The organism is Parapedobacter koreensis (assembly GCF_900109365.1).
In the GTDB taxonomy this organism is placed as follows: domain Bacteria; phylum Bacteroidota; class Bacteroidia; order Sphingobacteriales; family Sphingobacteriaceae; genus Parapedobacter; species Parapedobacter koreensis.
Window position 1 is genome coordinate 127016 of record NZ_FNZR01000003.1, and the last position, 23641, is coordinate 150656.

The 23641-nt window shown below is 49.0% G+C and carries 19 protein-coding genes; 7 read left to right on the plus strand and 12 right to left on the minus strand.

Features of this window, described 5'->3' with window-relative positions:
* Nucleotides 1–15: 15 nt before the first annotated feature.
* The 5 genes from BMW65_RS08245 to BMW65_RS08265 all read right to left on the minus strand — a co-directional run bounded on the left by BMW65_RS08245 (nt 16) and on the right by BMW65_RS08265 (nt 5830).
* On the minus strand, nt 16–975 hold the full coding sequence (locus BMW65_RS08245; RefSeq protein WP_090604498.1) for a metallophosphoesterase: 960 nt from the start codon (nt 973–975) through the stop codon (nt 16–18).
* Entirely contained in the window at nt 953–1705 is a 753-nt protein-coding gene (locus BMW65_RS08250) for a 5'-nucleotidase C-terminal domain-containing protein (RefSeq protein WP_245747558.1), read from the minus strand. Before BMW65_RS08250 ends, BMW65_RS08245 begins: the two co-directional genes overlap by 23 nt.
* A 79-nt stretch (nt 1706–1784) precedes the next feature.
* On the minus strand, nt 1785–4154 hold the full coding sequence (locus tag BMW65_RS08255) for an ATP-binding protein (RefSeq protein WP_090604501.1): 2370 nt from the start codon (nt 4152–4154) through the stop codon (nt 1785–1787).
* Nucleotides 4155–4283: 129 nt separating this feature from the next.
* Nucleotides 4284–5339, minus strand: a complete 1056-nt coding sequence (locus tag BMW65_RS08260; RefSeq protein WP_218145370.1) for an EamA family transporter — start codon at nt 5337–5339, stop codon at nt 4284–4286.
* Between the two features lie 14 nt (nt 5340–5353).
* Nucleotides 5354–5830: an Lrp/AsnC family transcriptional regulator gene (locus BMW65_RS08265; RefSeq protein ID WP_090604503.1), complete on the minus strand. Its 477-nt coding sequence runs from the start codon at nt 5828–5830 to the stop codon at nt 5354–5356.
* A gap of 186 nt (nt 5831–6016) precedes the next feature.
* On the opposite strand from BMW65_RS08265, the gene BMW65_RS08270 reads away from it, so the two are divergent.
* From BMW65_RS08270 to BMW65_RS08295, 6 genes are all read left to right on the plus strand, one after another.
* Nucleotides 6017–6661: a TetR/AcrR family transcriptional regulator gene (locus BMW65_RS08270; RefSeq protein WP_090604505.1), complete on the plus strand. Its 645-nt coding sequence runs from the start codon at nt 6017–6019 to the stop codon at nt 6659–6661.
* A gap of 31 nt (nt 6662–6692) precedes the next feature.
* The gene (locus BMW65_RS08275) at nt 6693–8072 is read left to right on the plus strand and encodes a TolC family protein (protein WP_090604507.1); all 1380 of its coding nucleotides are present in this window, start codon (nt 6693–6695) and stop codon (nt 8070–8072) included.
* Nucleotides 8073–8096: 24 nt separating this feature from the next.
* Nucleotides 8097–9146, plus strand: coding sequence for an efflux RND transporter periplasmic adaptor subunit (locus tag BMW65_RS08280; protein ID WP_245747559.1), 1050 nt, complete (start codon nt 8097–8099; stop codon nt 9144–9146).
* 6 nt (nt 9147–9152) lie between these two features.
* On the plus strand, nt 9153–12212 hold the full coding sequence (locus tag BMW65_RS08285) for an efflux RND transporter permease subunit (RefSeq protein WP_090604510.1): 3060 nt from the start codon (nt 9153–9155) through the stop codon (nt 12210–12212).
* Nucleotides 12213–12346: 134 nt separating this feature from the next.
* Entirely contained in the window at nt 12347–12538 is a 192-nt protein-coding gene (locus BMW65_RS08290; RefSeq protein WP_090604513.1) for a cold-shock protein, read from the plus strand.
* A gap of 116 nt (nt 12539–12654) precedes the next feature.
* Nucleotides 12655–13737 carry a 3-oxoacyl-ACP synthase III family protein gene (locus tag BMW65_RS08295; RefSeq protein ID WP_090604515.1) on the plus strand — a complete coding sequence of 361 codons (1083 nt, stop codon included), beginning with the start codon at nt 12655–12657 and terminating at the stop codon, nt 13735–13737.
* Between the two features lie 53 nt (nt 13738–13790).
* Here the strand turns inward: BMW65_RS08295 and BMW65_RS24125 are convergent, their stop codons facing one another.
* The 7 genes from BMW65_RS24125 to fsa form a co-directional block, all read right to left on the minus strand.
* A complete protein-coding gene (locus BMW65_RS24125) occupies nt 13791–13955 on the minus strand; it encodes a hypothetical protein (RefSeq protein WP_177181054.1) in 165 nt (54 codons plus the stop codon).
* Nucleotides 13956–14036: 81 nt separating this feature from the next.
* On the minus strand, nt 14037–15236 hold the full coding sequence (locus tag BMW65_RS08300) for an AI-2E family transporter (RefSeq protein ID WP_090604517.1): 1200 nt from the start codon (nt 15234–15236) through the stop codon (nt 14037–14039).
* Nucleotides 15237–15335: 99 nt separating this feature from the next.
* The gene (gene rnr, locus BMW65_RS08305; protein ID WP_090604519.1) at nt 15336–17465 is read right to left on the minus strand and encodes a ribonuclease R; all 2130 of its coding nucleotides are present in this window, start codon (nt 17463–17465) and stop codon (nt 15336–15338) included.
* A gap of 28 nt (nt 17466–17493) precedes the next feature.
* Entirely contained in the window at nt 17494–18207 is a 714-nt protein-coding gene (locus BMW65_RS08310) for a 3'-5' exonuclease (protein WP_090604520.1), read from the minus strand.
* 2 nt (nt 18208–18209) lie between these two features.
* Nucleotides 18210–20603: a penicillin-binding protein 1C gene (gene pbpC, locus BMW65_RS08315; RefSeq protein WP_090604522.1), complete on the minus strand. Its 2394-nt coding sequence runs from the start codon at nt 20601–20603 to the stop codon at nt 18210–18212.
* A 461-nt stretch (nt 20604–21064) separates the two neighbouring features.
* Entirely contained in the window at nt 21065–21526 is a 462-nt protein-coding gene (locus tag BMW65_RS08320; protein WP_090604524.1) for a Fur family transcriptional regulator, read from the minus strand.
* Nucleotides 21527–21586: 60 nt separating this feature from the next.
* Nucleotides 21587–22246 carry a fructose-6-phosphate aldolase gene (fsa, locus tag BMW65_RS08325; protein WP_090604526.1) on the minus strand — a complete coding sequence of 220 codons (660 nt, stop codon included), beginning with the start codon at nt 22244–22246 and terminating at the stop codon, nt 21587–21589.
* A 143-nt stretch (nt 22247–22389) separates the two neighbouring features.
* Between fsa and BMW65_RS08330 the strand changes: the two genes are divergently transcribed.
* Nucleotides 22390–23610, plus strand: coding sequence for an MFS transporter (locus BMW65_RS08330; protein WP_090604528.1), 1221 nt, complete (start codon nt 22390–22392; stop codon nt 23608–23610).
* Nucleotides 23611–23641 lie beyond the last annotated feature (31 nt).

The window sequence follows — 23641 nt, forward strand, 5'->3', positions numbered from 1 at the left end:
GTCATCTGTATCCCATTACCCATTCAAAGCTGGCAAACGTTCCGAAATTTCATATCGGCCCGCTGTTACCAGCTTCTTTTTCCCTGATTGCCGCTCAAACTGGTAATCCAGCCGTCCGAGGTTGATGCCGGCAAACCCTACTTGGTTTACCGTGGTGATTTCGCCGTCGAGATTCCGGATGTGCTCAGGCTGGGGCATAAAGGTATGCGTATGCCCACCGATGATAAGGTCTATGCCACGGGTATTGGCAGCCAATACTTGGTCGGATACCTGGCCGTCGCTATAGCGGTAACCCAGATGGGACAGGCAGACGACAAGGCTGCATTTGTAATCATGCTTAAGCCGGTTGGCGAACGCATTGGCCGTATCAATGGGAGGGAGGTAATGTACATCCCGGTAGTGATTCGGATCGACCAGCCCGTCCAATTGGATGCCCAGCCCGAAGACGCCGATTCGGAGCCCTTGTTTCTTGAAGATGATGTAGTCGCGGGTTTTGCCCTTGAGGATGGTATTGCTGAAGTCGTAGTTGGCCGTGAGAAATGGGAATCGGGCATATGGGAGCATTTTTGCTAACCCCTCCAGCCCGTTGTCAAACTCATGATTGCCAAAGGTACTGGCATCATAGCCCATCTTGCTCATGAGTTCCAGCTCGACTTTGCCACCGAACAGGTTGAAATAGGGGGTGCCTTGCACCGTATCCCCGGCATCGAGCAGCAGCACGTTGGGCTGTTCACTGCGGATACGTTCAACTAGCGTTGCCCGGCGGGCCACGCCACCCAAGCCCTGGTTGCGTGAGCCATCCATCGGGAAAGGCTCGATGCGGCTGTGCACATCGTTGGTGTGAAGGATGGTGAGCGACACGTGTTCGTCATTGGCCATGGCCGCTAACGGCATGCTGCCAAGGCTTGAAAGAGCAGCAAGCGAACCCGCCTGTTTTAGGAAATTGCGCCTGTTAATTGCGTGTAATTCTTCCATCGAGTTGTGTATTGATGTGTTTACCTTCCCTGGTTTGTTGGCTGACATAGTCTATCAAGGTCTCGCGGACCTTCTTGCCAAGGTTGATGCGATTCACAGGATTTTCCAATCCGCGGGAGTTGTCACCACCGTTGGCCAGGTAGTCATAGGTGAGCAGCTTGTAGGTGCGGGAAGTGTCAATCGGTTTCCCGGCAATTTGGACATCCACGGGCTGGTTGTCTTTAATCTTCATCCGTATTCCGGAGATGGGCTGCCCGCCGGTACTGGCAATGAATTGAGCCAGTTGCTGTACGTTTTGCCCGGATAGTTCTAATAATACCAACTCATTTTCAAAGGGCATAAGCTCGAAAAGGTGGCCAATCGTGATGTCTCCACGTTGCAGTTCGATGCGTAGGCCCCCTTTGGTACCGAAAGAAAATTCCGCATCGGGATATGACTTACGGCCTTCGGCCAGGAGTGCATCAGCAAAAAAGTTGCCCAGTAGTGTTTCCGGTGCATTGTCCCCTTTCGTCAGGTTTACATCCAAATGGCCGATGACCCGATCCATTTCGGCCTCCAATTGCTGCTTATAAGGCAAGTAATAGCGGATGTAGGCCGAATCAGCGGACACGCTGTCACCTACCTGGTACTGGATGTATTGCTGTTTGACGGGGGCCAGGTACTTGGAGCAAGCGATGATACTCCATGCCATGCAAACAAGAGGGAAGCCCAATTTTATAAGTCGCGCCATCCGTATGGTGTATTTAGCCGGTAAAGGTAGTCAAGAAGTATTGAAAACGGAAAAAGATACGATTAACCTAAAGTGAAGTCTATTCGTCAAGTGTTGCTTCCATATGGATGATGTTGTGCTGTTCAGCCACTTTCAGCAAGAATATCAGCAATTTTTCGAGCACAATTGGTTTGTTCAGGATGTCATAGGTCTTTATTTTTGACAATTTCACCCGTATATCGCCCATAATATCTGCCGTAGAAATGACGATATGCGTAGCGGGATACTGTTTGCGGACAAACTCAGAAAGTGCATGCCCATCCATGCCTGGCATATGGAGGTCGATGAACGCAATATGATACGTGTTGTTTTTCAGTAGCGACAGGGCCTCTATACCATCGTATGCGCAATCTGGGACGATACCGAAGTATACCAATTGCTTCTGGGCAACCATGGCGTTGATGGGGTTGTCCTCTACAAGCAATACCCGTAGATCGCCCAGTTTATTTGCATAGGTCGCCACGGATGATCGTACATCGGATTGGTCAACCAACAGGTCGTCCTGGGGCAGCTCAAAGGTAATGTCGAAGGAAAATGTTGTGCCTTTCCCTATCGAGCTTTCCATTGTGATGCGGCTATTATGGAGCTCGACGAGCTTTTTCGTAATGGCCAGCCCCAATCCCGTACCTGAATGTCTTCGGGATGCAGGCTGCTGCACCTGTTTGAAACTGTCGAAGACGGTTTCATGGTATTCTTTTGGTATGCCGATGCCGGTATCCTTTATGGTGAAGCGGATAGCGACCTGTTGTTCGTCACAAGATAGTGCCTGGAGGGTGATGGTCACTTCACCGGTATCCGTGTACTTGAGCGCATTGCTTATCAGGTTGTTCAGTATCTGGTTTAGCCGGACGGCATCCGCAATGATTTTTTCGGGAATCTGGGGGTCTATAAAGCTAATGAGATCGATGCCCTTTGATTCAGCCAATGAGTTGAATTGGTTGGTAATGCCTTGCAGCAACTCATTAAGGTTCACTTCATTCTGTACCAGTTCGACGTTGTCGCTATCTATTTTTGTAAGATCCAGGATATCATTGATGAGCTGCAAGAGGTGGTCAGCAGAAAAAATCAGGTTGTCTACATAGATTTGGTGATCCTGAAAACGATTCATTTTCAAAAGGTTGCTTATGCCTATGATGCCATTCAATGGTGTTCGGATTTCATGGCTCATGACGGATAAGAAATCGGTCTTTGCCCGAGCCGCCTCTTCGGCTTTGTTTTTGGCTTCCAGGAGTTCTTGGGTGGCTTTCATCTGCTCGGTGATATCCATGGTCGCCCCCCGCAATTTTACAACTTTGTTATTTTCCACTACGGGGGATCCGATGCTTCTTAACCATTTCCTGTCACGGATGCGGAAGATAAAGTCATGCGGCTCCTGCCTCTCCAACGAACGGCGAATGTGCTGGTCAAAGATGTAATCGTAGCCCGGATCACATAACGTCAGGATATCCTGGTAGTTGATGACCTCCGTGTCGTTATCAGCGACTTCAAAGATCAATTTAGTCTGTTTGGTCCAGAACATTTCCCCTGTCAGCACGTCAAATTCCCAACCACCGGTGTTGCTCAGCTTTTGGCTTGATTCCAATATCTGGTTTGTCCGCTCAAGCAGCGCCTTGGTCTGCTTAAGGGCCTGTTCCTGTTTAATACGATTGGTAATGTCCTGGATGGTGAGTGCCAGACGTTGGCATTCCGGATTTGGATCATTGCTGACTACGGTTATTTTGGCTTTGTACCATTTATCAATAGCGGGATCAATGTGCTTATATTCGATTTCCTGTGTTTCGCCTGTACGAATCGCGTCATTGATAGGGGAGGAAAACAACATTTCCGCTGATTTAAACACTTCGGCTACGGTCTTGCCAATAAGCAGTTCTTTCGGTAGAAATAACGGGGTTTCATCCTTAGCCCATACATTTCTAAATCGCTTGTGACCATCGATTTCCAAGACAATGTCCTCAATGGAAGCAATCAACGAAGCAAGGTAGGTGTTCAGTTCCCTTTGCCTGTTTTCGGTCTCCACTAGCTTTTCATGGGCTAAGTGCTCTTCCGTAACGTCCTGAACATAACCGACGAGGTAAGTACCTGCACCCTGATCATCCCGTATCAGCCGTAGCTCCATGCTGCAAAAACGAACCCCATGGTGGGCATGCTTTATCCGATACCTAAACGCAACAGCCGGTTTTTGTTCCGTTACTGCCGCAATGGCAGCGTTTACTGCCGGTATGTCTTCTGCAAATAGTGCGCTATGCCAACCTTTGCCAAACGATGCTTTTGCCCCGATGCCGGCAATATCTTCCCATGTTTTGCTAATGAAATAAGCGTTGCCTGCCAAATCTAGCTTAAAGATGCCGAACGGGGCAAGGTGCAGTATTTCTTGGGTGTATTGCTCGTCTTTTTGGTCAAAATTTTCCATAGTATACCATAGCAGATTATCCGGATGTAAGGCAGGCAATAAAGGTAGCAATAAAGTGAGAAACAAAAAAGTTTTCTGTTTCTTTTTGCCGGGATTTTTATTAGGTTTATGTTTCTTTAGGCCAGCCAGTTATACATTCATTGGCTTGCCGTCTGCCCGCAACGCTATGGAGCTCCTGGTTTTTGATCGGACTGATGGTTTGGTGTAAGTGGTTTTTTCTCTTTTTCTGCGTTTGAGTGATGTTGGTAGGCGATATGCCGTCCAATTAATAAGCAGTACGCTCATGAGGATGACCGCCAGTCCGGTAAGCTGGATGACAGAGATACGTTCATCCGTGAGGAATAAACTTAATAATACCGCCACGATGGGATTAACGTAGGCATATGTGCTTACTTCGGTAGCTGGGCGCACCTTAAGTAGCCAGATGTAGGCGCTGTATGCGATAATGGAGCCGAAGATGATGAGGTAGGCGATGGCCCACCACGCTTCGGCAGGGACATCCCGCACACGGAAATCCTGCGCTTCGCCACGTGCAAAAGCCGTTAATGTGAATGCAATGCCAGCAATCAGGACCTGCCAGGCCGTACCTGCCGTGCCAGCGCCACGCGTTGGGTTGCTCGGTTTTCCTGCGTACTTGCTATATAAGGAGCCCATAGTCCAAGCAATGGCGCCTGCCAGCAACAGCAGCATGCCGTTGGTATTGGCTTTTTGTGCAGAAAGGTCTGCCGACATCGCTACCTGCTCGCCAAACAGCATCACTACACCAAAGAAGCCCAAGAAAAGGCCAGCGATGGTTGGCAGGTTAGTAAAGTTTTCTTTCCACCTCGGTTTATCCAATAGCACAAACCAGATAGCCGCAGACGCAGCCATAATGGCTACCAAGCCGCTGGCGAGGAACTGCTCTACCCAGATAATGATGCCCGTGTCCACATACAGCAACAGTAATCCCGTCACGCTTGCATTGCGGATGACGGCTTTGTCAAAAATTGGATATTTCATATAAGCGCTCCAAGCAAGCATCAGCAGCCCGGCGACGGTAAAACGGATAGCCCCCAGCATAAAGGGGCCAAAACCCGCCAGCGCTTTGTGTATGAAGAAATACGTGGAACCCCATACGATGTATACGATGGCAAACGCCAACGCGACCATCAGTTTGAATTGTTTTTGATTGATGCTTGTTGTCATGCGTATGTATGCTGTCAGTTTTCTGGGATAAGTACCTGTTGCTGTTCTTTTACCGTCTCCAGTACGATGGTTGTCCGGGTAGAAATGATATTTGGAATTTTGGCGAATGAACTGCGCATTAATTCCACCAATGACGTGGCGTCTGCCGTGCGTACCTTCACCAGGTAGCAATCGTCGCCTGCGATATCATGTACTTCCTGTACTTCCGGAATAGCAGCTAATGCCTGTCCGGTAGTCGCGCAGCCAATGCCATCGGCCGCTTTGATGAAAATGAATGACAGGAGCTTCTGGTTTACCGCTGCTGGATTAATCCGGGCATTGTATTGCAGGATCACCTGTCTTTGCTCCAATTTTTTTACCCGTTCTAAAATAGCGGAAGGGGCCATGCCCAACTCACGTGCGATATCCGCATTGTTAATGCGGGCATTCTCCTGCATTAACCGTAGAATAGATAAGTCAATTTGGTCTAATGTATAGGTGATTTCGTTCATTATTCGTATTATATGATATGATTAGAAATATTATTCAAATTATATGCCAAATATATGAATGATGTTCTGTTAGGTTGTTTTTTTGCCGATTGTGGTGAAAAATACGGCAAATGGGAATTAAAAAAAGAAATAATTTCTTGCATATATTAACAGTGTTAATTAATTTTGAACCGTTAATATTTTACTATGGGAATCAAAGAACGAAAAGAACGCCACAAAGAAGATTTGAAAGCGAAAATATTGGAGGCGGCTAAAAAACTATTTGTAAAAGAAGGGTATGAGGCCACGTCCATCCGGAAAATCGCGGCAGAGATAGAGTTCAGCCCTACCACAATCTATTTGTATTATAAGGATAAGACCGATATTGCATATGCGCTGCATCAGGAAGGGTTTAGTCTGCTACGCGAGCGGTTGTCGGCGCTGATCTATGTTGAACAGCCATTTGAGCGGTTGAAAGCCATGGGCAGGGCTTATATTCAATTTGCTTTGGATCACCCTGATTTTTATGAGCTTATGTTTATCATGAAAGAACCGATGGAATATTTGCAGGCTCATCACCCGGAAGAGGATTGGCCAGAAGGTGAGCGCGTGTTCGACGGTTTGATACAGACGGTGGAAGCTTGCCAAAAAGCTGGCTATTTTGTCGATATGAATACGGCTGAAGTAGCTATGTTGTCGTGGAGTGTCGTGCATGGATTGTGCTCATTGCATATTACGAGCCATTTTAAGCATATCGCCGAAAAGTGTAGCAGCTATGCCCTCCCGGAACACGAGGCGTTGCTGGAAAGCATCTTCCAAACTTATATCCGATTGCTGGACGGACTGAAATAAATTTTTTTAATTCATATAAACACTGTTAATAATGAGAACAGTATTAATTAAGTGGTTAGGAATTTGGCTATTAGTAGCCACTGCGATTTCTGGTGGAAATGTATTTGCGCAGGATGCTTTGGCGGGTTATGTCAGGGAAGGTTTGGGCAGTAATCTTGTACTTAAGCAACGTAATATATCGTTGCAGCGGGCCGACTATGCCTTGAAGATTGCCAAGAGTATGTTTCTCCCTTCCGTTAATCTGCAGATGGCCTACCAAACCGCGGATGGGGGCCGTAATATCCCGCTACCCATTGGCGATCTGCTTAATCCGGTGTATAGTACACTGAACGAGCTGACCGAATCGAATGATTTTCCACGCATCGAGAATGAAACCATTAATTTCCTTCCGAGAAATTATTACGACGCACACATCCGGACGACCGTGCCGCTCATCAATACGGATATTGTGCACAACAGACGCATTCAGGAACAGCAGGTACGATTGAGTGAATTGGAGGTGAACACCTATAAACGGGAACTGGTCAAGGAAATTAAAACTGCTTATTTCAATTACTTGAATGCTCAACAGGCCATCGTGATTTACCAGTCGGCGCTAGAACTGGCCCGGGAAGGAAAGCGCACGAATGAGCGGTTGGTCGAAAATGGGAAAGGACTTCCGGCCTACGTACTCCGTTCAGCCAGTGAAGTGGCCGAGGCGGAAGCCAAGCTGCATGATGCTGAGTTAAAAGCACGCAATGCACAGCTTTATTTCAATAGCCTGCTCAACCGTACGGCAGACGCAGCGATTGATACGGCATTCAACCGCGAGAGTGCCCTGTTGCAGGTGGCAGACATCCTGGGGCGCAGCAATGGGCCGGTCGGTGAGCGGGAGGAGCTGCAATCCCTGGCTACGGCAATCGATATCCATGAAACCGCGCTCCGGATGAATAAGCAGTTTGCGGTACCCAAGCTGAATGCGTTCCTAGACCTGGGATCCCAGTCGGAAGGATTCCATTTCAACGGGCAAACACGTTACTATATGGCGGGATTGCAGCTGGAATTTCCCATTTTCAACGGCAACCGCAATAAATATAACATCCAGCAATCACGGCTCGACCTCCAAGATGCCCAGCTGCAATTGGAGCAGACACAGCAACAGCTCCAGCTTGCCAGTTCGGTGGCCTACCACAACCTTCAGTCGGCCTGGCAAAGCTACCAATCCTCCAAAAGCCAGTTGGAAGCTGCCCAAGCCTACCAACGACTCATCACGCGGGGGTACCAAGCCGGGTCGAACAGCTACATCGAGACAGTAGATGCGCGCAATCAATACACGGCTGCCAGCATGGCGCTATTGATAAATACCTACCAAGTCCTTTCGGCCGCTGCTGCGCTCGAACGTGAAAATGCAGGTTATCTGCTTATCCAATAATCAAACATTAAAAAAGAAATGGACATGAACAAGTTCAGAAACATCAGTATAGCCTTGGGCCTTTTGCTGGCCGCATGGGCATGCGGGCATCGGCAACCGGATACGAGTCTGGCCGATAAGGAAATCATCCCGGTTGTTATTATGCCTTTAGTTTCCAAGGATACGGCACAGTCGGTAAGTGCCACAGGTACGTTTACCACGGACGACGAAACCGTGCTTTCATTCAAGAATGGCGGTGCCATCCAGCAGATTCAGGTAAAGGAAGGGGATGCATTCAAGCGGGGCCAACTGCTGGCTTCGCTTGAACCCACGGAAATCAATACCGCGGTGAAGCAGTCGCAGCTCGCACTGGAAAAAGCCGAGCGCGATTACAAACGCGCCCGGCAGCTCTACCTGGATAGTGTGGCCACAAAAGAACAAATGGAAAATGCACAGACGGCGCTCGAATTGGCTAAGCAGGATGCCGAACGTGCGGCTTATAACCTGGGGCATACCGGTATCCGTGCGGCATTTGATGGTTATGTGCTGCAACGCCCTGCCAATGCCGGGCAGATTGTTGGCCCCGGTACACCCGTGCTGGTCGTCAGTGGTACGGGTCGTAGTGGCTGGTTGCTTAAGGTGGGGGTGGGCGACAGGCAATGGGCGGCTATCCAGGTGGGTGATGGTGCTACCGTCACCAGCGACGCCATCGGCAAACCCATACAGGCCGAAGTATATCGCAAATCCGAAGGCATAGACCCGCAATCGGGGACGTTCACTATCTATTTGAAGTTGAAACTAGCGGAGGCACCACTCCCTACCTTGGCATCGGGCATGTTCGGCAAGGCTGAAATCCGGCTTGCCAGCAAACAAGGGGCTTGGCTTATTCCTTATGAAGCGTTGCTGGATGGTGATGCTGGCAGTGGTTACGTTTTTGTGACCGACGATGGCAAGATGGCCAGGCGCGTACCTGTGCAGGTGGGCGGCATTCAGAAAGACCACATAATGATTACCCGTGGGCTTGAGCATGCCCAATCGCTCATTGTCTCAGGGAGCCCTTATTTGCGCGACGGTTCAGCAATCACGGTAAAATAGGCAGCCATGGATTTGATCAAATATCCCATAAAGAATTATCAGTTTACGCTTATCATGGTATTGATGGTGATAGCCATCGGCGTAAGCAGCATCCTTACCATGCCCAGGGCCGAAGACCCGGAAATGCAGCCGCCCAACTTTCCCGTGGTAGTTGTCTATCCCGGTACCAACCCAAAGGATATGGAACAGCTGGTCGTAAAACCCATGGAGACCACGCTATACGATCTCGACAACATCAAGCGCATCCGCACGACTATCCTGAATGGACTTGCCGTATTGTTCGTGGAGTACGAGCACGGTGTCGACTACGATGACAAGTACCAGGAGCTTATCCGGGAGGTCAGCGCTTTGCGACCACAGTTGCCGGACGAGGTGTATAGCATAGATGTTCAGAAGATAGATCCTACGGGTGTCAATGTCTTGCAAGTGGCGCTGATTTCAGAAAATGCATCCCGTAAAGTGATGAAGGAGGTTTCCGATGACCTGAAGGAGGAACTGGAAAAGGTAAAGGCGCTCAAGGAAGTCAAGGTAAGCGGTCTGTCGGACCAACTGATACGGGTGGATGTTGAGCCTGCACGCCTGGCGCAATTGGGTATTCCACTCAATCAGGTTATGCAAGCCATTCAAAGCGAGGGAGCAAATATCCCCGGTGGTAGTGTGCTTGCCGGTGGCAAAGTGTTCAGCATCAAGACCAGTGGCAACTACCAAAGCATCGAGGGCATCAAGAACACCATTATTTCCAGCGCGCAGGGAAAAAATATCCTGCTGCGTGATGTTGCTGATATCTATCCTGATTTTGCGCCGGAAACGCACATCACTCGTCTCAATGGCCACCGTGCGATCTTTGTCAACGCTGCCCAGAAGGCCGGGGAAAACATCAGCCGGACGCAGGAAGCATACATCAACGTGCTTGACGGGTTCAGGGAAAGGCTGCCGGACAATATCGATATGGTGTTGCACTTCGACCAAGGCGAAAACGTCAACAAACGGCTCAGCGGCTTGGGTACCGATTTCCTTATTGCCGTTACGCTGGTACTGATCACATTGCTGCCCCTAGGTACGCGAGCATCGCTCGTGGTGATGATTGCCGTACCGCTTTCGTTGTCCATGGGCGTCATCGTGCTCAATACGTTTGGCTATTCGCTCAACCAGCTGAGTATCGTGGGCTTTGTTGTGGCGCTGGGTTTGGTGGTGGACGATAGCATCGTGGTCGTTGAAAACATCGAGCGATGGATGCGCGAAGGATTCTCCCGCGTAGAGGCAGCCATTAAAGGCACCCATCAGATCGCGTTGGCCGTGGTAGGATGTACGGCTACGCTGGCCATCGCTTTCATGCCACTGATGTTTATGCCCGAAACGGCCGGCGATTTTATCCGAAGCTTACCGATGGCGGTCATCGGATCGGTCATTGCTTCGATGTTGGTCGCGCTGCTCGTCGTGCCCTTCCTATCAAGCCGATTGCTGAAACCCCATGAAAACCCCGAAGGAAATGCCGTGCTCCGCTGGCTCCAACAGGCTATTCACGGTACTTACGCTGTACTGCTGGATAAAGCGCTGAAACGCCCATGGCAGACTGTTGTCGTAGCCGTGGTTATTTTTGGCGGTGCATTGGCGCTTATTCCCGTGGTCGGCTTCAGCTTATTTCCTGCCTCTGAAAAACCGCAGTTCTTGGTTCGTGTCAATGCTTCTTTACAGGCCAATATCTACGCTACGGATAGCATTGCCCGGCAGTTGGAGGCCGATCTTGCCGAAATGCCTCAGGTGCAGTATATTGCGTCCAATATAGGCAAAGGCAACCCGCGGATTTACTACAATGTGGAGCAGGCCAATGAGCGGGCGGATTTCGCTGAGCTATTCGTGCAACTACAGCCGGATACCTCTCCGAAAGAGAAAGAGGCGCTCATTGAGCAGCTCCGGCAACGCTGGACACCCTACTTAGGTGCGAAAGTGGAGGTGAAGAATTTTGAGCAGGGTGTCCCGGTGATATCACCCGTGGAGGTACGGTTGTTTGGCGAAAATCTCGATACGTTGAAACAATTGGCCGCACGTGTAGAGACGCTCATGGAGCGTACACCGGGCGCGTTGTACGTGAATAATCCCGTGCGCAATGACAAGACCGACATCCAAGTCGATATCCATAGGGATAAGGCGTTGGCATTGGGAGTACCCAGTGCAAATATCGACCGAACGGTACGCATGGTATTGGCTGGCTTTGATGTGACGACCTATACTGATCCCGATTCGGATGACGACGACTACCTGGTACGGCTGAGTGTGCCGCGTAGTGCCTATCCCGACTTGTCCGTTTTCGACCGGATTTACGTGGATAATGTGCAGGGCACAGCTGTGCCATTCAGCCAGTTGGCTACCCTGAAGCTGGTGCCATCGCCGCCTGCGATATACCACATCAATCGTGATCGCACGGTATCGGTCAATTGCTTCGTAGCCGGAGGCTATACCAATGACGGGGTCATCAGCGATGTCATCCAGCAGATGGATGCGATGCCGTTGCCTACAGGGTACCACTATGAAATGGGGGGAGAAGTAGAGAGCCGCGAGCAGTCGTTCGGTGGCTTCGGCACGGTCATCCTTATTACGGTTTTTATGTTTATAGCCGTGTTGGTATTGGAATTTAAGACCCTACAGAGCACCATGATTGTATTGTCTGTTATTCCATTGGGAATTGTAGGGGCGGTGTTGGCTTTGCTGGCTACGGGCAATACACTTTCCTTTGTGGCCACGATAGGCTTGGTAGCACTGGCTGGTATCGAAGTGAAAAACACCATCCTGCTGGTTGATTTTACCAACCAGTTGCGCAGGGAAGGGATGGGCCTCAATGAAGCGATAGAAAAAGCAGGAGAGATGCGGTTTCTGCCGATTATTCTTACCTCATTGACAGCGATAGGCGGTTTGTTGCCTATTGCTTGGTCAGATAACCCATTGATTTCACCATTGGCCATTGTCATGATCGGCGGACTGATCAGTTCCACGTTACTATCACGGGTGTTCACCCCGGTGGTATACAAACTGATGCCGCCAAAGGTCGAAAGCATAGAAACGAGTTAATGGTACATCTGGCACGTATTTTATTAAATCCGGCGTTCGGACCAAGGCGTTTAATTAATTATTATTGGAAAAAATAACTGATTTTCAATAAATTATATTTACATTTACGCTTTATTTAATAAAATCAATAACTAATGTCAACAGGAGTAGTAAAATTCTTCAACGAAACCAAGGGTTTCGGATTCATCACACCCAACGACGGTGGACGTGAAATTTTTGTTCATTCGTCAGGCTTGAAAGACCGTATCCGCGAGAATGATGAGGTTTCGTATGAAGTAGAGCAGGGTCAAAAGGGATTGAATGCTGTAAATGTCAAGGTGGTATAAAACGCTTCTTTAGATATTTTGAAGGCCGCTTATTAAAGTGGCCTTTTTCATTTTGCAATCACTGACCCAACAATTAACAATTTTATAGCTAGCTTGTTGGCATTAATAATATATGCATGAAATACAAAAAATCCATCATTATAGGTAGCGGCAGTTACCTTCCTACGCGTAAGGTAACCAATGAAGATTTCATGGGGCATGTTTTTTTTGACCAGGATAGGGTTCGTCTCCCCAACAAAAACGAAGATATCATCAACAAGTTTGAACAAATCACCGGTATCAGGGAAAGACGGTATGTAACTGATGATTTGGTTGCTTCCGATATCGCTTTTTTTGCGGCTGAGAAAGCTTTAATATCGTCAAATACCGACAGGGAAACGCTTGATTATATTATTGTAGCTCATAATTTTGGGGATATCCGCGAGGACAACCCGAGAAGTGAATTTGTGCCGGCCCTTGCATCACGTGTAAAACACCGATTGGGCATTGCAAATCCCAAAACGGTGACCTACGATTTATCTTTCGGGTGTGCGGGTTGGTTACAAGGCGTCATCCAAGCGGATTATTATATCCGTTCTGGACAAGCAGCCAATGTGATGATCATCGGTGCCGAGACACTTTCACGAATATGCGACCCGCATGATCGGGACAGTATGATTTATGCGGATGGCGCAGGGGCGATCATCCTCTCTGCCGTTGAAACGACGGAACGCGTGGGCATATTGGAACATGAAGCGCAGTCCTATACGAATGAACTCGCCTTCGTGCTTGAAATGGGCAAATCCAATAATCCTGGATACAGCGGAGATCGATTATTTCTCAAGATGCAGGGACGAAAGCTTTATGAACAAGCGCTCAGAATTGTGCCTGCTATCATCAAAGAATGCATGGATAAAGCCCAACTATCCATTGATGAAGTGGATAATGTATTGATACATCAAGCGAACAATAAAATGGATGAGGCCATACTACGGGAACTCTACGGTTTGTACGGCAGAAAATACGCGCCAGCGGGTATAATGCCCATGACCATATCCTGGTTGGGCAACAGCTCGGTCGCTACGCTACCCACCTTGTATAATCTCTTGGTTTCCGAAAAGATTGAAGGTTATACCTTGAAGAAGGGAAGTATCGTTGTATTTGCCGCGGTTGGTGCCGGCGTTAATATCAACGCTTTGGTATATCGCGTACCGGATTAGTTCTTTTGCCTCCTGAATAAGGTAACTCCATGCTATTGAGGTGGATACGGCTGTTATTTGTTCTTCTTAGTTTGTCCGGTCCGTACTCCTCCTGCGTTAGGCAAGCCTTGGTGTCTTTTTTGCGTTTTGGTATCCCTGAATGTCTTATCAGCGGTTGTATTTCCCATTTCCATGTTGCGGCTTTTGTCTTGTGTGCCTGTTATGTTCTTCTTATTCATGGCGCCTCCATATGTGTTTCTTACATAACAGTAAATCCGTGCGATTGTTCGGGGTTTTAGTAACTCCGTATGGTAGCTCTCCTATGGCCGCGCCGCCTCATCTGGATCGTCGGTCGCTTTTTCCTCGTCCGCTTTGAATTTGCGTTCCTTCGCTTCCAGCAAATCCCGAAGATTCCAGCGCTTAAGCAAGATTTTCGTTGAGTACCGTTTCAGATGGTATTTTTCCGGTTCACCGATGAGAAATCCAAAGGCATTCATGGAAGGGATCGCGTCGAACAATACCTTAATGGTGGCCGTGAGCGGCAGTGCCAGGATTAATCCGGCGAGCCCGAAAAGCATTCCACCCAATAAGATGGATATGATGGCCATCAATGGATTGATACTGACTTTTCCACCCACAATGTTTGGAGTGATGAGGTTGCCCTCCAAAAATTGCACCACTTGGAACCATGCGATAACGCCTAAGGCATACCACGTGCTGTCTTTGGTGGCCAGTGCAAAGAGGGCGGGCAGGATGGAACCAATAGCGATACCAATGTACGGAAGCAGCATCAGCAGCGATGCCAATGTGCCGAAAAACCAGGCATATTGAATGCCCAAGACCAATAATCCCACCGTATTCAAGATGGCTACGATACCCATTACCGTCACCAAGCCAAGCAGGTAGCTCTGCACCACGGTGTAAATTTTGTTAAGTGTGGTGTGAACGCGCTCTTGGGGCGTTGATTTAAATGCGCGAAAGAAAAATTCACGGAAGAATACCCGGTAATACAACAAGAAGAATGAAAACAGCGGGACAAGCACCGTCCCGGCGAGCAAATTGCCAATGGAGCCAAAGGCGGCTGTGACATAAGAAGCCGCGTTGGATAGGATTTGATTGGCTTGACCCCGTAATCGTTCGACAACTTCTGTGGGTTCCAACCCAAAGCTATCCTGTAGCCATTTCTGTATGGTATCAAAAATGGCGAGGAACTTCGTTTGCATTTCGGTGCCATCCCTGCCGATGATGATGACTTGGTGGATAATGAACCAGACCAATCCCGATAGGATAGCAATGGCCAAAATAACAGCAAGCAAAGCCGAAAAGGCTTTTCCCAAGCGCAAGCGCTCCAGAAAACGTGCTACGGGGTACAAGGAAATGGCGATGAGTATGGAAAACATGAGTGGCAACAGCACACTTTGCAAGACATACATCAGTGCAATGATGAACGCCAACGAGACGAGCGTTGCGGCCAGTTCCAGGGCATACGGACGTTTGGTAGGGGTAGGTGTTTCTTGCATACGATTGAAAATGAGTTATTGTTTTGGATTACGTGTTGGAAACAAAAATCTGAAATGAAACAAAAATTCCCCAAAAAGGTTTGCGTTGGCACTGTTTTATCACGGCTCCAACGTAAAATCAATCTGCCGCTTGGCCAAATCCACTTTCTTTACCCGGATTCGCACTTCATCGCCAAGCTGGTAACGCTTTTTCTTCCGCTGGCCAATGATGGCATAGTTCTTTTCGTCCAACGCGTAGAAATCGTCCGTAATATCGCGCAGGCGCACCATACCCTCGCACTTGTTTTCCTCGATTTCGACATACATGCCCCATTCGGTCACGCCAGAAATAATGCCCAAGTAGGCCTCGCCCACCTGATTCTGTAGAAACTCGGCTTGCTTGTATTTCACCGAAGCACGTTCAGCGTCCGCTGCTTTTTTCTCCATCTGTGAGGAATGCTCGCAGAATTTCTCATAGGCTTCGGCATTGGCCGACTTGGCACCAGCGAGGTAATGTTCCAGCAATCGGTGTACCATCACGTCCGGATAGCGTCGGATGGGCGAGGTAAAGTGTGTGTAGTAGTCGAATGCTAAGCCGTAGTGGCTGGTTTTTTTTGTCGTGTAGATGGCCTTTGCCATGGAACGGATGGCGAGCGTGGTCAGCACATTTTGCTCTTTAGTGCCTTCAATCCGTTCCATCAGGTGATTGAGCGATCGGGCGGTCTCACGGTCAGACTTCGTGTTGAGTTTATAACCGAAGCGGGCAGCAAACTGCGCAAAGCCTGCAATGGTTTCGGCATTGGGTGCGTCGTGTACGCGGTACACGAAGGTTTTCTTCGCTTTTCCCTTGCCTTGCTTGCCAATGAACTCGGCCACGCGCCTGTTGGCGAGCAGCATGAAATCTTCTATGAGCTTGTGGGCATCCTTGCGTTCCTTGACGTATACACCCAGCGGCTTGCCGTTTTCATCCAGGTGGAATTTGACTTCCTTGGTTTCAAAACTGATGGCGCCATGCTTGAATTTATGATCACGGAGGATGTAAGCCAGCTCATTGAGTGTAAGGAGCTCCTGTGCAAAGTCGCCTTCTTTGTTGTCGAGTACTTCCTGGGCTTCTTCATAGCTAAACCGCCTGTCGGAATGGATGATGGCTTTGCCGAACCATTCGCTGATGATATTGGCGCTTTTGTCCATTTCGAATACGGCGGAAAAGACAAGCCGATCTTCGTTCGGCCGCAGGGAACACAGATCGTTGGACAGACGTTCGGGCAGCATGGGAATGACGCGATCTACGAGATACACGGATGTGCCGCGTTCGAAAGCTTCTTTGTCGAGTGCCGTGTCCGGCCGCACGAAATGGGTGACGTCGGCAATGTGTATGCCAATTTCGTAATGGCCATTGGGCAATGGCTGGAATGAAAGCGCGTCGTCAAAATCCTTGGCATCCACGGGATCAATCGTAAACGTGGTGATGGGTCGGAAGTCCCGCCGTTTAGCAATCTCCTCTGCCGATATTTCGGCAGGAAAGGCTTCCGCCTCTTGTTCCACAGCCGTGGGGAATGCCAAAGGGAAGCCAAAGTCGGCGAGGATGGCATTCATCTCCGTGTTGTTCTCCCCCTTTTTGCCGAGCACATGTTTCACCCTACCGACCGGGTTTTTGCTGTCCTGTGGCCATTCGGTGATGGATACGACCACCTTTTCGCCATCCTGCGCCCCATTCAGATCGGCCAGTGGCACAAAGATGTCATTGAGCATCTTCCGATCGTCTGCGATGAAAAAAGCAAAGCGGGGGGATATGGTGATGGTGCCTGTAAATTCGGTACGGGCCCGTTCGAGTATTTCCACCACTTCGCCCTCTTTGCGCTTGCCACGGCGTTTTTCATAGGCATGTACCTTCACGCGATCGCCATGCAGGGCCTGCCTGAGTTTCCGTGGCGCAATGTAGATGTCGTCTTCAAACTCATCTTCGGGCACGATAAAAGCCGATCCATCCGCGGTCATATCGACACGGCCAACGACGAAGGCTTTGAGTTCTTTGAGCGCATATTTCCCTTTTTCGACTTCTTTGAAAAGCCCAATGTGAGCTTCCTCCTGCAGAATGTCGCGTATGGCCTCGCGCGACTCGGGGTCAGTCAGGTTGAGCTTGGCTGCTACCTGCTTGTAATTGATGGGCTTATTGCCCGACTTTTCGATGACATCCGAAATAAGCTGTGTCAGGATATGTTTAAAAGCGTTATTTTTCTTGTTTGACATAGTTGAGTTTTGAGTTTGAGACATGGGACTACTCCGCAAAGCTGATGTCGTCCAGATCGATCAGTGGCTCACTACGCAATCTCCGCAAGATTTGTGCCGTAGTAATAACGTCCTTTTCACAATAGATGCGGATACGTTCCAAATTGTTTTCTTCGTAATACACTTGGTAAACATCTTCACCACTGATGTCGTCCTTGGGCGTGGGTATGCCTAATACCGCTGCAATAAGGTTGAGCGATACATTGTTGCGGAAATCCCCGAAACGCCAAAGTTCCATGGTGTCCAAGTGGTTGATTTCCCAGGGTTTTTTGCCGGATATATCCAGTTGGGGCGGAAGTGCCAGCCCATTGATGATTATCCTTTTGCAAATGTAAGGAAAGTCAAAGCTCTTGCCGTTGTGTCCGCAAAGGACGAGGCTGGCTGGTTGCCTGCGCAATAAGGTGGAAAAATCTGTCAGCAGTTCCTTTTCATCTGCCTGCATAAAGGATTTTACGCGAAAACCCATCCGACCATACCGTTGATAGAATATGCCGACGGATAGGCAGATGATTTTTCCAAATTCGGCATGGAGCCCTGCCGTATGGTATACATCGGCAGCAGATTCGCCTTCTTGGAGGATATTTTTTGCTTTGTGGGCCCATAATTCTTGGAAGTGGGGAGGCAACTCTTTATACGTGGTTTTTTGGGGCACTGTCTCGATGTCCAGTACGAATACTTGTTGTAGGTCTAAAAGTTCAAGCATGGTTATTTCTTTAAAATTTCAAATTGCTGACTGATACGTGCGCCGTCGCTGTCGACCAACGTAATGCGATGCAATCCCGCAGGCACATCGAGTGCAAGCTGATGAAACGTCTCTGTTTCGCCCACGAAGGTTTCATCAAGATGCCAATATATTCTGCTGCCTTTCCTGCGGTGTGCAGCATTAAAGATGACTTGCCCACGCCGGCCATCGATTTCTAAAGGTATATAAATTTTTGCGTTATTTTTGGGATAAATCATTTCCATGGGCTGGCCATCGGTACCTATTGCGCAGCCATTGCCAAATGGTGGCAGTTCACGGTACGTGGCGTGCCTCGGCTTATAATAGAACTCCATGGCTGGCGGCAGTACAAACCATTGTGCGGCTACAATATCACCAGCCGCCGCGCAATCGGCAGTCACCTGCAGTGTGCCTTTGCTATTCGTGTGAATGAGTTGGTGATAAGGGCATACGGACGATCGATGCCCCGGTACGGGAATGTAGACGGTATCAGGATGGGGGCAGTCCGGTCCGGCGAGATGACCACTTTCGCGACATACCGCCGTTTGCACCATCCGGTCTAGGGGCGCTTCAAACCATGCTCGAGCGGGCAATAGGTCGAAGATTTCGAATAGGATAGGGGCGGCGGTCTCGATACCGGTGAGGCCGGGCCGTCCCTCACCATCAGCATTTCCTACCCATACACATACGACATGCGTCGGTGTAAGCCCGATGGCCCACCCGTCGCGAAAACCGAAGCTCGTGCCGGTTTTCCAAGCAATTTTTTTTGAGGAAGCAAATTGCTCCCATAGCGCCTCCTCACCGGGACGCATCACTTCGTTCATCGCTTGGAAAGTGAAGTATAGTGAAGCGTGGTCAATAATGGAGGTTCGTTCTACGCTGTTTTCCGGCAGCGTGCCGACGTTTCTTGAGTAGTGTGGGGGACGGTAATCCGTTGAATTATATCCAGCATGGTAGCGCCGGTAATGGTTCAGCGTGCGGGCCATGCTGGCGTACGTGCCGGCAAGCTGCCACATGGTGACCTCACAGCCACCCAAAATCATGGATAGCCCATAAAAGTCGGCGGGACGGTCAAGCGTACGCACGCCTGCCTGACGGAGGAAAGGCTGAAAGCGCTGGTATTTATAGTGTTGCAGCATCTTTACTGCCGGGATGTTGAGTGAACGGCTCAGCGCACGTGAAGCAGGAAGCGCTCCATCATAGCCCAAGTCGTAGTTTTGCGGGGTATAGCCGCCGATTTGCGTAGGAATATCGGGAATGAGCGTATGCGGCAGTATCAATCCGTCGGTGAGCATGGCTGCGTAGAGTAAGGGTTTCAATGTACTGCCGGGGCTTCGCAACGCGGTGATCATATCCACGTGGCTTTCAGCCTCGGCATTTTGTGGTGTATGCACATTGCCCACGTAGGCCATTGTCTTGCCGCTTTCGACTTCCAGCACAAGTGCAGCGGCGTTGAAAATGCCATTGGCGCTCAAGCCGCGGTGATGGCGGTCGATGATATCGGCCACCCGCTGCTGCAGGTTGGCATTGATCGATGTTTTCAGGCGCGTAACACCGGTGCCAAGTCGGCCATATTCCTTTTTGAACCGTTCCAGAAGATGCGGAGCAAGCCGCGGCAGTGGCAGCGGTTCATCTGGTAGCGGCTCCAGCTTGGCCAATTCTGCTGCGCTTCGATCAAGGGTACCCTGGACAGCCAATTTGTCCAGCAACATATTTCGCTTGGCAAGCAGTCGTTTGCGATTACGGCCTGGATGGATGAGGGACGGTGCATTGGGAAGTACGGCAAGCGTAGCCGCTTCGGCCCATGAGAGCTGTTCGGGGGCGCGTCCGAAATACCGCCATGAAGCAGCATCAAGCCCCACTACGTTGCTGCCAAAGGGAGCGTGTGCGCTATATAGCTGTAAGATGGTGGCCTTGTTGTAGCCTGCTTCTAGCCGAAAGGCCAGGACGGCTTCCATGCACTTTTGCCAAATCGTCCGGGGCTTGTTCTGGCTCATCCGGATGACCTGCATGCTGATGGTGCTGCCCCCGCTGACTACACGCCTGCCCCGGATGTTTTGCCAGATGGCCCGTACCAATGCGACAGGATCGACACCCGGATGGATATAAAACCGCCTGTCCTCAAAAGCGACAATGCATTTGGCAAATTTTTCGGGTACAGCATCCGTGGCTGGGAAACGCCACTGGCCATCAAGGGCAATGGATGCACCCAACAGACGACCCGCTTCATCTTCGATGACAAACGAGGTAGGGGAGCGAAAAAGAGGCTTAGGTAATGCGAAATAAAAAACCAACGATAGGGTGGATGCAAACGCCAGGATGAATATTCCTTTAGGGGATTTACAAAAGGCGATGAAGTCTTTTATCCGTATGTCCATTTGACTCCTCATCCCGCTAAAATACAAAATTCCCAAATGTATTGGCGAACAAGCAATGAACGAGATCTAGCTAAATTCTTGATGATAAGTCTATGTTTATATTAATTATTTTAATTGACTGTTTAACAAATAATTATATTATTATTGCTATAATTTTAGCAATATTTTAGTGCTTAGACTTTAGTTAGTTGGTGTGCTTGCTCGTTTTTAGGGGATTGTACGGCGGGTAGGATAGGATAGCGTTAGCTTAGCTAAAGTAATACCTATACTAAAAGTATATTTGATTGTTGTTTATTATTGTTTATTAATTACTTATTGATGGTATAATAAAATTTTAGCAATTTATTATATTTTTTTTAGCTAAAGAAAAGGGGCGTAAAAATATGGCGGGATATGGAAAGGGCTGGGGAACTGGGCGAACGTGGCGGAAGCTAGGGGAAAGCTAGTCGTCGTTTATTTTACTATTTTACGAGTGATTTGCACTGCGCACAAAGTCCCACGGCATTGATGCCAACGGAAGTCAGTTGGTAACCTTCGGGAAGGTTAATTCTGGGTAGCTTGATATCGTCCAAGCAATAAATACTGTTGCACGCCGAGCAGATGAAATGCACGTGCTCATCGTGGTGGTGGTGCTCATCACAGTCCGTAGAGCAAAGGGCATAAGTGGCTGTGCCATGGAGATCAAAGATCTTATGAAGGATACCTTTTTCTTCAAAGGTAGCCAGTACACGGTACAGCGTCACCCGGTCTACCGAATCGCCCAGCAGTTTTTCGAGTTCCGGTTGGGAGATGGCAGTCTCTTTGCCTGATACAATCTGCAGTACGCCAAGCCGGGGCTGCGTTACTTTCAGTTTGTTTTGACGGAGTAAGCGGATGAACTTTTCATCGGCTATGCCCTGTTCTTTTTCAATTGCGGTCAACATTTCGATATCATGTCGATAAGCCCACGGCGCAGGCCGTGGGCGCTAATGGGTAATACGGGGTTATTTCCCGGCAGCCTTGGCATGGTCTGCCAAAAATTGCGCGAGGCCACTGTCTGTGAGTGGGTGTTTGAGCAGTCCTAATATGGCCGACAAAGGCCCTGTCATGACGTCCGCTCCGATTTTCGCACATTCTACGATGTGCATCACGTGCCGTATGGACGCGGCCAGTATCTGCGTTTCGTATCCATAGTTGTCATAAATCAACCGGATGTCTTCTATTAACGACAATCCGTCGGTTGAAATGTCGTCCAAGCGGCCGAGGAAAGGTGATACGTAAGTAGCGCCTGCTTTTGCTGCAAGTAAAGCCTGTCCAGCAGAAAATACCAATGTGCAATTGGTTTTAATGCCATTGCTCGTGAAATATTTGATGGCCTTCACACCTTCTTTAATCATGGGCACTTTCACGACGATCTTGTCGTTGAGCTTGGCCAATGCTTCGCCTTCCCTCACAATATTGTCAAAATCAGTGGAAATCACTTCGGCACTTACGTCACCGTCTACGATATCGCAGATAGCTTTGTAATGATTAATAATGCTTTCCTCGCCGGTGATGCCCTCTTTGGCCATCAGGCTCGGATTGGTTGTCACCCCGTCTAATACACCCAGATCCTGGGCTTCCTTGATTTGTTGCAAATTGGCAGTATCAATGAAAAATTTCATGTCTTAAATGATATAGGAGTTTAAATGAAACATTGAATTTCAGCATGTAAAATTAACGAAAAAGTGGCAAAAAAGGAAATATTAAAGCAGTTTAGATTGTCATTGGTGGCCGCACATGGTATGACTTTTGTTTATAGGTAAGGGTGAATCTCTTCCGAGCACTTAGGCACCGTAATTACCGGTTACATTTTACAGGACAGGCCATTTCACTGATGGGCACATGGATGCAACGCATCGCCGTCAGTTGGTTGGTCTACCGGCTTACCGAATCAGCCTTCATTCTTGGCCTGGTGTCGTTTATGGCGCTTATCCCGTCACTTGTATTGTCGCCATTTATCGGCAGTTTCGTCGATCGGCACCAGAAATACCGCATTGTGGTCATTACGCAGTTTGGCCTCATGCTTCAAGCCGGAACACTGGCACTCATGGTATTCCTTGGGTATTACAGCGTCTGGTGGATAGGAGTGCTGAGCTTTATTCAAGGTGTAATTAACACATTTGATGTGACAGCAAGGCAGTCGCTTATGGTGGAGTTGGTAGATGATAAGGCGGATTTGCCCAATGCCATTGCGCTCAATTCCTCTGCATTTAATGCTGCCCGGATGCTGGGGCCAGCTTTGGGCGGTATCTTATTGAGCACCTATGGCGAAGCGGTCTGCTTCGGGATTAATTTCGTGAGCTTCATAGCGGTTATCGGCTCGTTGCTATCGATGAAACTAATCTCAAAGCCTATCCGGGCGAAACAGGAAAGCACATGGAAGGGTTTTCAGGAAGGGTTTAGTTATTTGAAGCACTCGCCTCATATATTGTCGCTTATCTTATTGCTTACGGCTTCCAGTTTACTTATCATTCCCTATACAACATTGCTACCGGTGATTGCAAGGGAAATGTTTGGTGGCAATGCCACTACGTTCAGTTGGTTTGAGAGTGCCGCGGGTTTGGGCGCGATGGGCGGCGCTGTCTATATGGCTCGAACAAGGATGGGCACTAACCTCCGTTTCCGGGTGGTGAAGGCATCGGGTTTGTTTGCGTTTGGCATTTTGGCGCTTTCCTTTGCTTCTTGGCTGCCGCTTGCGCTGGTGAGCACCTTGCTTGCTTCGATGGGAATGATGGTGCAAAATTCGAGTATCAATACGTATATCCAGACACATGCCATGCCTGCATACCGGGCAAGGGCAATCAGTTTTTATATCATGGCTTTCCAAGGGGTTTTTCCACTTGGAAGTTTATTTATCGGTGCACTCACCCAAGCATGGGGTATTCATTATACCATGCTCTTTCAGGGGATGGCAGGTGTACTCATTACCGTCAGCTTCGTTATTTATATCTGGCAGCATATCAGCCGAAAATATGTGCCGATTTAATGTAATGATAAGTTATCGGCCACCATCATGG

Excerpts from the sequence above, each read along its gene's own strand:
- BMW65_RS08270 (WP_090604505.1), top strand. The coding sequence starts at position 6,017 with ATGGGAATCAAAGAACGAAAAGAACGCCACAAAGAAGATTTGAAAGCG.
- rnr (WP_090604519.1), bottom strand. The coding sequence starts at position 17,465 with ATGTCAAACAAGAAAAATAACGCTTTTAAACATATCCTGACACAGCTT.
- BMW65_RS24125 (WP_177181054.1), bottom strand. The coding sequence starts at position 13,955 with ATGAATAAGAAGAACATAACAGGCACACAAGACAAAAGCCGCAACATG.
- BMW65_RS08250 (WP_245747558.1), bottom strand. The coding sequence starts at position 1,705 with ATGGCGCGACTTATAAAATTGGGCTTCCCTCTTGTTTGCATGGCATGG.
- BMW65_RS08320 (WP_090604524.1), bottom strand. The coding sequence starts at position 21,526 with ATGTTGACCGCAATTGAAAAAGAACAGGGCATAGCCGATGAAAAGTTC.
- BMW65_RS08255 (WP_090604501.1), bottom strand. The coding sequence starts at position 4,154 with ATGGAAAATTTTGACCAAAAAGACGAGCAATACACCCAAGAAATACTG.
- BMW65_RS08295 (WP_090604515.1), top strand. The coding sequence starts at position 12,655 with ATGAAATACAAAAAATCCATCATTATAGGTAGCGGCAGTTACCTTCCT.
- BMW65_RS08300 (WP_090604517.1), bottom strand. The coding sequence starts at position 15,236 with ATGCAAGAAACACCTACCCCTACCAAACGTCCGTATGCCCTGGAACTG.
- BMW65_RS08280 (WP_245747559.1), top strand. The coding sequence starts at position 8,097 with ATGAACAAGTTCAGAAACATCAGTATAGCCTTGGGCCTTTTGCTGGCC.
- BMW65_RS08285 (WP_090604510.1), top strand. The coding sequence starts at position 9,153 with ATGGATTTGATCAAATATCCCATAAAGAATTATCAGTTTACGCTTATC.
- BMW65_RS08265 (WP_090604503.1), bottom strand. The coding sequence starts at position 5,830 with ATGAACGAAATCACCTATACATTAGACCAAATTGACTTATCTATTCTA.
- fsa (WP_090604526.1), bottom strand. The coding sequence starts at position 22,246 with ATGAAATTTTTCATTGATACTGCCAATTTGCAACAAATCAAGGAAGCC.
- BMW65_RS08260 (WP_218145370.1), bottom strand. The coding sequence starts at position 5,339 with ATGACAACAAGCATCAATCAAAAACAATTCAAACTGATGGTCGCGTTG.
- BMW65_RS08310 (WP_090604520.1), bottom strand. The coding sequence starts at position 18,207 with ATGCTTGAACTTTTAGACCTACAACAAGTATTCGTACTGGACATCGAG.
- BMW65_RS08290 (WP_090604513.1), top strand. The coding sequence starts at position 12,347 with ATGTCAACAGGAGTAGTAAAATTCTTCAACGAAACCAAGGGTTTCGGA.
- pbpC (WP_090604522.1), bottom strand. The coding sequence starts at position 20,603 with ATGGACATACGGATAAAAGACTTCATCGCCTTTTGTAAATCCCCTAAA.
- BMW65_RS08245 (WP_090604498.1), bottom strand. The coding sequence starts at position 975 with ATGGAAGAATTACACGCAATTAACAGGCGCAATTTCCTAAAACAGGCG.
- BMW65_RS08275 (WP_090604507.1), top strand. The coding sequence starts at position 6,693 with ATGAGAACAGTATTAATTAAGTGGTTAGGAATTTGGCTATTAGTAGCC.